Source organism: Streptomyces durocortorensis (assembly GCF_031760065.1).
Lineage (GTDB): Bacteria > Actinomycetota > Actinomycetes > Streptomycetales > Streptomycetaceae > Streptomyces.
The window spans coordinates 3,596,810-3,608,860 of record NZ_CP134500.1 but is presented as its reverse complement, the minus strand read 5'-3'; the positions used below and the strand labels follow the sequence as shown (position 1 = coordinate 3,608,860).

Below are 12,051 nucleotides of genomic sequence, written 5' to 3'. Positions count from 1 at the left end.
GGGGGCCCGGGGAGGGAACACCATGAACTGGTACCTGGCTGTACTCAAGAACTACGCAGGCTTCAGCGGACGGGCGCGCCGCAAGGAGTACTGGATGTTCACGCTCGTCAGCTTCGTCATCTCTCTCGTCCTGTCGATCCTCGGCAGTGTGATCGGCACGGACATCCTGTACTACCTCTACGCCGTCGCGGTCCTCGTCCCGACGCTCGCCGTCGCCGTCCGCCGCCTGCACGACACCAGCCGCTCGGGCTGGTGGCTGCTGATCGGGCTCGTCCCGCTGGTCGGCTTCATCGTCCTGATCGTCTTCCTCGCCTCGGAGGGCAAGCAGGAGGCGAACGAGCACGGCGCCAACCCGAAGCTCGCGCCGCAGGTCGGCTGATCCACCGCTCCGGTCGATCCGGAGCATCCCCCGGGCCGGGCGCGGCAACTGCCGCCCCGGCCCGCGGTGTGTCCGGGGCCTGAGTGCCGGCTCGGTCCGGCCGGTGTCAGCCCGGCCGGTGTCAGTCCGGTCGGTGTCAGTCCGGCTGGTGTTCCGGGCCGCCGAAGTCCGGGCTCGTGAAGTCGGGGCTGGTGAAGGTCGGCCGGGGGCCCGCGGCGGGGCCGTCGTCCGGGCCGGAGAAGTCCGGCCTGCTGTAGCCGATCTTCGGGATGCGGTTGGGCGAGCGGTGTGGAGTCCGAGCGGCGGGCCCCGCCGTGGGGTCGGCCAGGGCGTCCCGGAGGAACGGCAGGATGCCGCGCTCCAGCAGGGCGTGGCGCCAGGCCTCCCGGGCGCGGGCCACCTCCTCCGGAAGCTCCCGTTCCTCGTTCTCGGCGGCCAGGGACGTCGCGCCGTTGCGGAGGGCGGTGACGAGCAGTCCGACGGCGGCGACCAGGATCGCCGCGGCGGCGACCGCCGCGAAGAACCACCCGGCCGCGACCATCGAGTCGCCGAAGGCCACCGACGGGCTGACCGCTTTCAGCAGGTAGCCGACGAGCAGGAAGATGACCGCCGCGGTGCCTGCCAGCAGTGGGGTCAGGACCGTGACGACCGCGCCTATCCCGGCGCCCGATCCGGCCGCGGTGCTCTGCGGCCCGTCCAGGACCGGGGCGCCGTCCGCTCCGTCGGCGGCCGCCGTGCCGCGCAGTTCGGCCCGGGCCTCGACGTAGTGGTCGTACTCGGTGGCCGCGGCGGCGGTGATCAGCGCCGTCGCGCTCAGTGCCATGGTGCGCAGCTGTTCGGTGTTGAGCCGGTCCCCGACGCCCTCCAGATCCGGTCGTTCATGAGCGTGGCGCAGTGCGTCGCCCAGGATCCGCTCGTACTCGGGACCGTCCTCGGCCAGCAGGTGCGGAGCGCTTGTCATCTGCATCCCCCGATGCTCCGTCGGTGCCCGGCTGCCCGTACGGACCGGGCGATCGGGCGGAAACGGAGGAGAGCCTGCTACTGATACGCCGATGGTAGAGCGCCCACGGCACGGGGTGACAGGGTGTTTCCGGAATTGGGCCCGGTGAGGGGCCCGACGATCGGCGCGGTCCGCGCGGGCGGAACCTGGTGCGTCTTCCCCGCCTACACCTGGTCATGCAGGGGGAGTTGGACGACCAGCAGCTTTCCGGCCATGGTCACCCCCCCGTCCATGGCGATCGCGAGCCCGTCGGCGTACACATGCGGACCGTTGACCACGGGCCCGGAACCGTCCTCGCCGTCCTCCGAGCCGACCTCGCCCAGGAGATACGGAATGGGGCTGTGACCATGGACGACGCGCTGTCCGCCGTACGTCGCCATCAGCTCGCGCACCGCATCGGCGCCGCCCTCGTCCCGGAAGGCGAACCGCTTGGTGAGCTTGCGGAAGAGGTCCCAGCACTCGTCGGCGTCGTTACGCGTGAGAATGGCCGTGATCGTGTCGTTGACGTCCTCGATGGTGGACCCGTAGTCGAGGTAGGCCGTCGTGTCGGAGTGCATCAGCAGATGCCCGTCCTCCTCGACGACCGCGTCGAGCCGGGACATCCACTGGAGATGGACGTCCTGGAGGCGCTCCATGTCGGTCTTCTGGCCGCCGTTGAGCAGCCAGGCGGCCTGGAAGGTGGCGGTGCCCGCCCCGGAGTTGACGGGGGTGTCGGCGAACCGCTTGGCGCCGAGCAGCAGCAGCTCGTGGTTGCCCATCAGGGCCTTGCAGTAGCCCCCCGCGGCCGCAGCCTCCGCGGAGAGCCGCATGACCAGGTCGATGACCCCGATGCCGTCGGGGCCGCGGTCGGTGAAGTCGCCCAGGAACCACAGCCGGGCGTTGCCCGCGGCCCAGTTCCCGTCGGCGTCGATGAGGCCCTGCTCGGCGAGCGCGGCGAGCAGTTCGTCCAGATAGCCGTGGACGTCGCCGACGACGAACAGCGGGCCGCGCCCGTCCTCGGGGACCGGCCGGGGCTCGGGGACGGTCTGCACCTGGACGGTGTCGCCCCGGTTGATGACGGGGAGGTCCCGCTCGGTCGGCGTGTAGCCCTCCGGCTCGTCGCCCACGGCGGCGTTGCCGGGATGCGGCAGCGGGGGCGGGGCGGGCGTGTGCGGCGGGACAGATGCCCCCGGTGCGGGGACCGGGGGCGGCACTGCGGCGTGCGGTGCCGGTGCGCGCTGTTCCGGTGCCCGCGGCGGCACCGGAGCGTGCGTCACCGCGCCGGGCTCCTGTGGTGGCACGGGCGTCTGCGCATAGGGCGGAACCCGGAAGTCTCGCAACGTCGCCGTCCGCACCACGGGTTCCTGACCGGCCCCCTGAGTCATCGACCCCTCCACCACCGTCGCGCCGCCGTACACCTGACGGGCCCTGCCTGGTAGAGGTGGTCCGCGGTGTCGTGCGCCCATCATAGGAATGCGGATCGATCTGTGTGACGCACCAGGGGTGGTGAATCCGGGCGCACGCACGGTTCACCGGCCGATTGGTCCGAAAAAGGCCGATCGGTCCCCGAGGGGAGAACGATCAGTCCCCGCTGGGGGAGCGCGGCGCGCTGACCGTCGTGCGCGGCGGGCGGCGTTGCGATGAGGTCCGGACGATGAGCTCCGTCGGTATGACCTGCTCGACCGGCCCGTCGTGCTCGACCCCTTCGATGGCGTCGATGAGCAGCTGGACGACGGCTGTGCCGATGCGGCGGGGCTTGAGCGAGAGGGTCGTGATGGGCGGTTCGGTGGCCGCGTACACGGTGGACTCGCTGCAGCAGACCAGCAGCAGGTCCTCGGGGACCCGCAGCCCGTAGCGGCGGGCCGCCGCGAGGAGGTCGGTCCCGTTGGGGTCGAAGAGGCCGTAGACCGCGTCGGGGCGGTCCGGGCGGGCGAGCAGCCGGTCGGCGGCGACCGCGCCCGCGCACGGGTCGTGGGCCGGGTAGGACTCGTAGACGGGGTCCTGGCCGACCCGTTCGCACCAGTGGAGGTAGGCGCTGGTGGAGAGCCGGGTGTACGTGTCGGTGGTGGTGCCGGTCAGCAGGCCGATACGGCGGGCCCCGGCGGCGGCGAGATGGTCGAGGAGGTCGAGCACGGCGGCCCGGTGGTCGTTGTCCACCCAGGCGGTGACGGGGAGGGTCCCGGCCGGGCGGCCGTCCGAGACGACGGGCAGGCCCTGGCGGACGAGTTCGGTGACGACCGGGTCCTGGTCGGAGGGGTCGATGACGACGGTCCCGTCGAGCGCGACGTTCGACCAGACGTCGTGCCGGGAGGTGGCGGGGAGGATGACGAGGGCGTAGCCGCGGGCGAGCGCCGCGGAGGTCGCGGCTCTGGCCATCTCCGCGAAGTACGCGAATTCGGTGAAGGTGAAAGGTTCATTCCCGTACGTGGTCACGGTCAGGCCGATCAGCCCCGACTTGCCCGTACGGAGGGTTCGGGCCGCGGCGGACGGGCGGTAGCCCAGGCGCTCGGCGACCTCGCGGACATGGCGGCGGGTGGCGTCCGGGAGCCTGCCCTTGCCGTTGAGCGCGTCGGAGACGGTCGTGATCGAAACTCCGGCCGCGGCGGCCACGTCACGGATTCCTGCCCGTCCCGGCCGGCCGCTGCGCCGGGGGGTCTCCGTCCGGCTCACCTGGTGCTTCCCTGCTGCTGTCATGGCGAGCCGATAGTAGGGCTCCGGAGGGCGGTCGGTCCGGTCGCATATGCACACGTTGACAGGCACGTTTCTGCATGGTCACCCATGCTCAATTTCCTTGAAAACCTAGGGCGTTGGCCGGTATTGCATGAGTGTGTCAGGTGCTGGCGGGTGGCAGCCTGCTAAATGTGCGATGTCTCGAAGAGGTCTCAACTCACCACTTCGGGGGACGCGCGCCACGGAGTGAGCCACCGGCGCGCGCCGAAAAGGGAAACGCTCCCCCGGAGAAGCGGCCGGAGCGGTTCCGCGGCAGGGAGCATTCCCGGGCACTGCGGTCGATTTGCCGCTCGGCCCATTCGCAGCGGGACTCAATCCTCATAGGGTGAGCAGTATTGCTGTGAACGGACGGTCGAGGAGGACCTGCGGTGAGCGAGACGAGCCCCAAGCTGCGTGCCGAACTGGATGGCGTTCCCGCCTATGTGCCCGGCAAGCCGGCGGCGGCCGGCGGACCGGTCGCGTACAAGCTGTCCTCCAACGAGAATCCCTACCCGCCGCTGCCGGGCGTCCTGGAGTCGGCGCTCGCCGCCGCGCACAACTTCAACCGTTACCCGGACATGGCCTGCACCGGGCTGATGAACGAGCTGGCCGACCGTTTCGGTGTGCCGGTCTCGCACATCGCCACCGGGACCGGGTCGGTGGGCGTGGCGCAGCAGCTGCTTCAGGCCACCTCCGGCCCGGGTGACGAGGTCATCTACGCCTGGCGGTCCTTCGAGGCGTACCCGATCATCACCCAGGTCAGCGGCGCGACCTCGGTCAAGGTCCCGCTGACCGACGGCGATGTGCACGATCTCGACGCGATGGCGGAGGCGATCACCGACCGGACCCGGCTGATCTTCGTCTGCAACCCGAACAATCCCACCGGCACCGTGGTGCGCCGGGCCGAGCTGGAGCGGTTCCTGGACCGGGTGCCGGGCGATGTGCTGGTCGTGCTGGACGAGGCGTACAAGGAGTTCATCCGCGACGCCGATGTGCCGGACGGCCTGGAGATCTACCGGGACCGGCCCAATGTGGCGGTGCTGCGGACCTTCTCCAAGGCGTACGGCCTGGCCGGGCTGCGGGTCGGGTTCGCGGTGGCCCACGAGCCGGTGGCCGCCGCGCTGCGCAAGACCGCCGTCCCCTTCGGCGTCAGCCAGGTCGCCCAGGACGCGGCGGTGGCCTCGCTCCGTGCCGAGGACGAGCTGCTGGGCCGGGTCGGTTCGCTGGTCGCCGAGCGCGCCCGGGTGAGCGAGGCGCTGGCGGGCCAGGGCTGGGCGGTGCCGGAGTCGCACGCCAACTTCGTCTGGCTGCGGCTGGGGGACCGGACCCTCGACTTCGCCGCCGTCTGTGAGCGGGCCGGTGTGGTGGTGCGGCCGTTCGCGGGCGAGGGCGTGCGGGTCACGATCGGCGAGGCCGAGGGCAACGACCTGTTCCTGAAGGCGGCGGCGGAGTTCCGCGCCGAGCTGTAGCGCTCTTCCAGGGCGCTGCGGCGGCTGTACGGCCGGGTGGGCCCCGGACCTCGATCGATGAGGTCCGGGGCCTTTCGCATGGGCCCGCGTGGGCTCCCGCAGGCCTCCTGGCCGAAAAGGGGTACCCCCGGCGCAGGCTCCGAAAGTGTGTGCGCCATAATTGCTTGTGAATGTGAACGCGTTCACAAGCGTGCCCTGCTTTCTCCCGGAATCAGTGGGATCAACGGGGCATAGTGCCGGTATGGACACGGCGATGTAAGGAGACTGACGACGTGGACCTCGCTCTGGCGCCGGAAACCCTGGCGCGATGGCAGTTCGGCATCACCACCGTCTACCACTTCCTCTTCGTCCCGTTGACGATCTCGCTCGCCGCGCTCACCGCCGGCCTGCAGACCGCCTGGGTGCGGACGGCGAACGAGAAGTACCTCAGGGCGACCAAGTTCTGGGGCAAGCTGTTCCTGATCAACATCGCCATGGGCGTCGTCACGGGCATCGTGCAGGAGTTCCAGTTCGGCATGAACTGGTCCGACTACTCGCGCTTCGTCGGCGACATCTTCGGTGCCCCGCTCGCCTTCGAGGCGTTGATCGCCTTCTTCTTCGAGTCCACCTTCATCGGGCTGTGGATCTTCGGCTGGGACAAGCTGCCGAAGAAGATCCACCTCGCCTGCATGTGGATGGTCTCGATCGGCACGGTCCTGTCCGCCTACTTCATCCTGGCGGCCAACTCCTGGATGCAGCACCCGGTCGGTTACCGGATCAACGAGGAGCGCGGCCGCGCCGAGCTCACGGACTTCTGGCGGGTGCTCACCCAGGACACCGCGGTGACCCAGTTCTTCCACACCATCACGGCGGCCTTCCTCGTCGGCGGGGCCTTCATGGTCGGCATCGCCGCGTTCCACCTGGCCCGCAAGAAGCACATCCCGGTGATGCGGACCTCGCTGCGCCTGGGCCTGGTCACGATCGTGATCTCCGGGCTGCTCACCGCTGTCAGCGGCGACATGCTGGCCAAGGTCATGTTCCGGCAGCAGCCGATGAAGATGGCCGCGGCGGAGGCGCTGTGGGACGGCCAGGAGCGGGCGCCGTTCTCGCTCTTCGCGTACGGGGATGTCAGCAAGGGCCACAACACGGTGGAGATCTCGCTCCCCGGGATACTGTCCTTCCTCGCCAACAGTGACGTCGACTCGTACGTCCCCGGCATCAACGACGTCAACAGGGAGTCGCAGGAGAAGTACGGGCCCGGCGACTACCGGCCCAATATCCCGGTCGCGTTCTGGAGCTTCCGCTGGATGATCGGCTTCGGCATGGCCTCCTTCGGCCTCGGCCTCCTGGGGCTCTGGCTGACCCGGAAGAAGTTCCTGTTGCCACCGGCGATGCGGACCGGTGAGGACGAGGTGCCCCATCTGGTCCTGTTCCGGAACAAGGCGCTGAGCCCACGGTTCACCAAGCTCTACTGGCTCGTCGCGCTCTGGACCATGCTCTTCCCGCTGATCGCCAACTCCTGGGGTTGGATCTTCACCGAGATGGGCCGCCAGCCGTGGGTGGTCTACGGGGTGCTCCAGACCCGCGCGGGCGTCTCCCCCGGTGTCTCGCAGGGCGAGGTGATCACCTCGATGACCGTCTTCACCCTGCTCTACGCGGTGCTCGCCGTGATCGAGGTGAAGCTGCTCGTGAAGTACGTCAAGGCCGGGCCGCCGGAACTCACCGAGAGCGACCTCAACCCGCCCACCAGGATCGGCGGTCACGACGAAGAAGACGCCGACCGGCCGATGGCCTTCTCGTACTGAGCACAGGAGCTGAGAGATGGAACTCCACGACGTCTGGTTCGTGCTCATCGCCGTCCTCTGGACCGGCTACTTCTTCCTGGAGGGATTCGACTTCGGTATCGGGGTCCTCACCAAGCTGCTGGCCCGCGACCGCAAGGAGAAGCGGGTCCTGATCAACACGATCGGGCCCGTCTGGGACGGCAACGAGGTCTGGCTGCTCACCGCGGGCGGCGCGACCTTCGCCGCCTTTCCCGAGTGGTACGCCACCCTCTTCTCCGGCTTCTACCTGCCGCTGCTGATCATCCTGTTCTGCCTGATCGTGCGCGGCGTCGCCTTCGAGTACCGCGCCAAGCGGCCCGAGGAGCGGTGGCAGACGAACTGGGAGACCGCGATCTTCTGGACCTCTCTGATCCCCGCCGTGCTGTGGGGCGTCGCGTTCGGCAACATCGTGCGCGGCGTGAAGATCGACGCGGACATGGAGTACGTCGGCAACTTCTGGGACCTCCTCAACCCGTACGCGATCCTCGGCGGACTCGTCACGCTGACCCTGTTCACGTTCCACGGGGCGGTGTTCGCCGGTCTCAAGACGGCCGGTGACATCCGGGTCCGGGCCCGCGCCCTGGCCCTGAAGCTGGGCCCGGTCACCGCGGTGCTCGCGCTGGGCTTCCTGATCTGGACCCAGGCCGACAACGGGGACGGCTGGAGCCTGGGGGCCCTGGTTGTGGCGGTGGTGGCGCTCCTGGGCGCGATCGGGGCCATCGCCAAGGGGCGTGAGGGCTGGTCGTTCGCGCTCTCGGGAGTGACGATCGTGGCCGCGGTGGCGATGTTGTTCCTGACGCTCTTCCCGAACGTCATGCCGTCCTCGCTGAACGATGCCTGGAACCTCACCGTCACCAACGCCTCGTCCAGCCCGTACACGCTCAAGATCATGACCTGGTGCGCGGGCATCGCCACGCCCGTGGTGCTGCTCTACCAGAGCTGGACGTACTGGGTCTTCCGCAAGCGCATCGGCACCCAGCACATCGCCGACGCCCACTGACGGCCGTGGGCCCTGTCGGTCCCGCTGCTCCCGCAGGGCCGACAGGGTCGCAGATCCCACCGATCCCACTGGGGGATGTTTCACGTGAAACCGATCGATCCGCGTCTGCTCCGCTACGCACGGGCCACCCGTCTCTTCCTGGCGGCCGTGGTGGGTCTCGGTCTGGTCGGTGCCCTGCTGGTGATCGCTCAGGCGATGCTCATCGCCGAGATCGTGGTCGGCGGGTTCGAGGGCGGGCTCACGGTCACCGACCTCCGTACCCCCCTGCTCCTGCTCGCCGCCGTCGCTCTCGGACGGGCCCTCGTCGCCTGGCTCACCGAACTGGCGGCCCACCGTGCGAGTGCGGCAGTCAAGTCCGAACTGCGCGGCCGGCTGCTGGAGCGGGCCGCGCGGCTGGGGCCGGACTGGCTGAACGGGCAGCGCACCGGTTCGCTCGTCGCCCTGGCGACCCGGGGGATCGACGCGCTCGACGACTACTTCGCGCGCTACCTCCCGCAGCTCGGGCTCGCGGTCGTCGTCCCGGTGGCGGTGCTGGCCCGGATCGTCACCGAGGACTGGGTGTCGGCGGCGATCATCGTCGTCACCCTGCCGCTCATCCCCCTCTTCATGATCCTCATCGGCTGGGCCACCCAGGCCCGGATGGACCGTCAGTGGCAGCTGCTGTCCCGGCTCTCCGGGCATTTCCTGGATGTCGTCGCCGGGCTGCCGACCCTGAAGGTCTTCGGGCGGGCCAAGGCACAGGCGGAGTCGATCCGCGCGATCACCTCCGACTACCGTCGGGCCACCCTGCGCACCCTGCGGATCGCCTTCCTCTCCTCCTTCGCCCTGGAGCTGCTGGCGACCCTGTCGGTGGCCCTTGTCGCCGTCACCATCGGTATGCGGCTCGTCCACGGCGAACTCGACCTCTACACCGGCCTGGTGGTCCTGATCCTGGCCCCGGAGGCGTATCTGCCGATCCGCCAGGTCGGGGCGCAGTACCACGCGGCGGCCGAGGGGCTCTCGGCCGCCGAGGAGATCTTCACGGTTCTGGAGACCGAGCCCCCTGCCCCGGGCACCGGGGATGTCCCGGCCACGCTGCGGCTGGAGCTGGCGGAGGTGACCGTGCGCCACGAGGGACGCGCCGCGCCCTCGTTGGACGCCGCGTCGCTCACCGTCGAGCCGGGGGAGACCGTCGCCCTGGTCGGCCCCAGCGGCGTCGGCAAGTCCACCCTGCTGAACGTGGTCCTGGGCTTCGCCCGGCCCGACGAGGGGCGCGTACGCGTCGGGGGCCGGGATCTCACGGACCTGGACCCGGAGCGCTGGCGGAGCCGGATCGCCTGGGTGCCCCAGCGCCCCCACCTCTTCGCCGGCACGATCGCCGAGAACGTTCGCCTCGCCCGGCCCGGCGCCGACGACGAGGCGGTCCTCACGGCGTTGCGGGACGCCGGGGCGTACGACTTCGTCGCCGCACTGCCAGACGGGATGCGGACCGAACTGGGCGAGGACGGGGCCGGGCTCTCCGCCGGGCAGCGTCAGCGCCTCGCCCTGGCCCGTGCGTTCCTCGCCGACCGGCCGCTCCTGCTGCTGGACGAGCCGACCGCGAGCCTGGACGGTGAGAGCGAGGCGGGCATCGTCGACGCCGTACGGAGGCTGGCGGCCGGGCGGACCGTGCTGCTCGTCGTACACCGCCCGGCGCTGCTGGCGGTGGCCGACCGGGTGGTGACATTGGAGCCGCGCACGGAGGGCCGTGCGGAGGGCGGTACGGAGCCGTACGCGACGGCGCTCGCGGGCGTCGCCGCCCCGGGCCCCGCCGTACCGCAGCCCCTGGCCGGGGGCGAGCTGCCGGACGCCCGCCGCGCGGAGACTCCCGACCTCTTCCGGACGGCCGGCAGCCGGGCCGGGCGGGTGCTCGCCCGGGTCCGTGAGTCCGCCGGGGCGCGGCGCGGACAGCTGGCCCTGGCCCTGCTGCTGGGCAGCCTGGCGGTCGGTTCGGCCGTGGGACTCATGGCGGTCTCCGGCTGGCTGATCTCCCGCGCCTCCGAACAGCCCCCGGTCCTCTATCTGATGATGGCGGTCACCGCGACCCGTGCCTTCGGCATCGGCCGGGCGGTGTTCCGCTACGCCGAGCGGCTCGTCTCGCACGACGCCGTCCTGAAGCTCCTCGCCGAGCTGCGCGTCGCCGTCTACCGGGGCCTCGAACGCATCGCCCCCGCCGGTCTGCGCACCACCCGCCGGGGCGATCTGCTCTCCCGGCTCGTCGCCGATGTGGACGCGCTCCAGGACTACTGGCTGCGCTGGCTGCTGCCCGTCGGGACCGCCCTCGTGGTGGGGACGGCGGCCGCCGGGTTCACCGGCTGGCTGCTCCCGGAGGCGGGCGTGATCCTGGCGGTGGGACTGCTGGTCGCCGGGGTCGGCGTGCCGCTGGTCAGCGGGGCCTGCGCCCGCAGTACGGAGCGTCAGCTCGCGCCCGCCCGCGCCGCGCTGGCCACCCGGGTCACCGATCTCCTCGGGGGCACCGCCGAACTGACCGTCGCAGGAGCTCTGCCCGCCCGGCAGGAGCGGCTGCGCGAAGCCGACACGCTCCTGAGCCGGATCGCCTCCCGGGCGGCCGCCGCCACAGCACTGGGCGGCGGCCTCTCCGCCCTGGTCTGCGGGCTCACCGTGGTGGCCGCCGGGATCGTCGCCGTCCCCGCCGTGGGGGACGGACGGCTGTCCGGGGTCGCTCTCGCCGTCGTGGTGCTGACCCCGCTCGCCGCCTTCGAGGCCGTCGCCGGGCTGCCGCTCGCCGTGCAGTACCGCCAGCGCGTCGCCCGGAGCGCGGAGCGGGTGTTCGAGGTGCTGGACGCCCCCGTGCCCGTACAGGAGCCCACGGCCCCGGCCGAGGGGCCCGCGTCCCCCTTCCCGCTGGAGGTGCGGGGGCTGACCGCCCGCTACCCGGGGTCCGGGCAGGACGCGCTGGTCTCGCTCGACCTGACACTGACGCCCGGACGGCGCATCGCGGTCGTGGGCCCCTCCGGCTCGGGCAAGACGACGCTCGCCCAGGTCCTCCTGCGGTTCCTGGACGCCTCGTCGGGGACGTACCGGCTCGGCTGCGTGGCGGCGGCCGCACTGGAGCCGGACACGGTCCGGCGCTCGGTGGGGCTGTGCGCCCAGGACGCGCATGTCTTCGACAGCACGATCCGGGAGAACCTGCGCCTCGCCCGCCCCGGGGCGCGGGACGCCGAACTGCGCGAAGCGCTCTCCCGGGCCCGGCTGCTGGACTGGGTGCTGGCCCTGCCCGAGGGGCTCGACACCCCGGTGGGCGAGCACGGCGCGCGGCTCTCCGGCGGACAGCGTCAGCGCCTCGCCCTGGCCCGCGCGCTGCTCGCGGGCTTCCCCGTGCTCGTCCTGGACGAACCGGCCGAGCACCTCGACCTGCCGACCGCCGACGCCCTGACCGCCGACCTGCTGGCCGCGACCCGGGGATGTGCGACGGTGCTGATCACCCACCGGCTGACCGGCCTCGACGCGGTCGACGAGGTGCTGGTGCTGGACGCGGGCCGGGTGGTGCAGCAGGGACCGTACGCCGAACTCGCCGCCGAGGACGGTCCGCTGCGGGACCTGCTGGAGCGTGAACGGGAGACGGTGGGGATGGCGGGGGCGGGCCGCTGACTTCCGCCGTCCCGGACCGCTGCTGGTACCGCCGGTACGACCATTCCCGACTTTCCTCACTAAACCGTACTAACTAGGCTCAG

General features: G+C 71.2%; 8 protein-coding genes. 5 read left to right on the top strand and 3 right to left on the bottom strand.

The features are described 5' to 3' along the window. The first annotated feature begins 22 nt into the window (after positions 1-22). Positions 23-379 (top strand): DUF805 domain-containing protein, encoded by a 357-nt coding sequence (locus RI138_RS15895; RefSeq protein WP_096629816.1) that lies wholly within the window; start codon positions 23-25, stop codon positions 377-379. Between the two features lie 136 nt (positions 380-515). On the opposite strand, the gene RI138_RS15890 is transcribed toward RI138_RS15895, so the two are convergent. The 3 genes from RI138_RS15890 to RI138_RS15880 all read right to left on the bottom strand — a co-directional run bounded on the left by RI138_RS15890 (position 516) and on the right by RI138_RS15880 (position 4,052). Continuing rightward, on the bottom strand, positions 516-1,346 hold the full coding sequence (locus RI138_RS15890; protein ID WP_311120464.1) for a hypothetical protein: 831 nt from the start codon (positions 1,344-1,346) through the stop codon (positions 516-518). Positions 1,347-1,543: 197 nt separating this feature from the next. Then, the gene (locus RI138_RS15885) at positions 1,544-2,743 is read right to left on the bottom strand and encodes a metallophosphoesterase (RefSeq protein WP_311120463.1); all 1,200 of its coding nucleotides are present in this window, start codon (positions 2,741-2,743) and stop codon (positions 1,544-1,546) included. A gap of 196 nt (positions 2,744-2,939) precedes the next feature. Next, entirely contained in the window at positions 2,940-4,052 is a 1,113-nt protein-coding gene (locus RI138_RS15880) for a LacI family DNA-binding transcriptional regulator (protein WP_096629812.1), read from the bottom strand. Positions 4,053-4,456: 404 nt separating this feature from the next. On the opposite strand from RI138_RS15880, the gene hisC reads away from it, so the two are divergent. From hisC to cydD, 4 genes are all read left to right on the top strand, one after another. Then, a complete protein-coding gene (gene hisC, locus RI138_RS15875; protein ID WP_096629810.1) occupies positions 4,457-5,536 on the top strand; it encodes a histidinol-phosphate transaminase in 1,080 nt (359 codons plus the stop codon). Between the two features lie 272 nt (positions 5,537-5,808). Then, positions 5,809-7,320 carry a cytochrome ubiquinol oxidase subunit I gene (locus RI138_RS15870; protein ID WP_096629809.1) on the top strand — a complete coding sequence of 504 codons (1,512 nt, stop codon included), beginning with the start codon at positions 5,809-5,811 and terminating at the stop codon, positions 7,318-7,320. Positions 7,321-7,336: 16 nt separating this feature from the next. Beyond that, positions 7,337-8,338 carry a cytochrome d ubiquinol oxidase subunit II gene (gene cydB / locus RI138_RS15865; RefSeq protein ID WP_311120462.1) on the top strand — a complete coding sequence of 334 codons (1,002 nt, stop codon included), beginning with the start codon at positions 7,337-7,339 and terminating at the stop codon, positions 8,336-8,338. An 84-nt stretch (positions 8,339-8,422) separates the two neighbouring features. Next, complete coding sequence (gene cydD, locus RI138_RS15860; RefSeq protein WP_311120461.1) at positions 8,423-11,968, top strand: thiol reductant ABC exporter subunit CydD; 3,546 nt, start codon at positions 8,423-8,425, stop codon at positions 11,966-11,968. The last annotated feature ends 83 nt before the right edge of the window (positions 11,969-12,051 follow it).

What these genes read in the sequence shown, in the direction of transcription:
- RI138_RS15885 (WP_311120463.1), bottom strand. Translation starts at nt 2,743, where the DNA reads ATGACTCAGGGGGCCGGTCAGGAACCCGTGGTGCGGACGGCGACGTTG.
- RI138_RS15890 (WP_311120464.1), bottom strand. Translation starts at nt 1,346, where the DNA reads ATGCAGATGACAAGCGCTCCGCACCTGCTGGCCGAGGACGGTCCCGAG.
- RI138_RS15895 (WP_096629816.1), top strand. Translation starts at nt 23, where the DNA reads ATGAACTGGTACCTGGCTGTACTCAAGAACTACGCAGGCTTCAGCGGA.
- cydB (WP_311120462.1), top strand. Translation starts at nt 7,337, where the DNA reads ATGGAACTCCACGACGTCTGGTTCGTGCTCATCGCCGTCCTCTGGACC.
- RI138_RS15880 (WP_096629812.1), bottom strand. Translation starts at nt 4,052, where the DNA reads ATGACAGCAGCAGGGAAGCACCAGGTGAGCCGGACGGAGACCCCCCGG.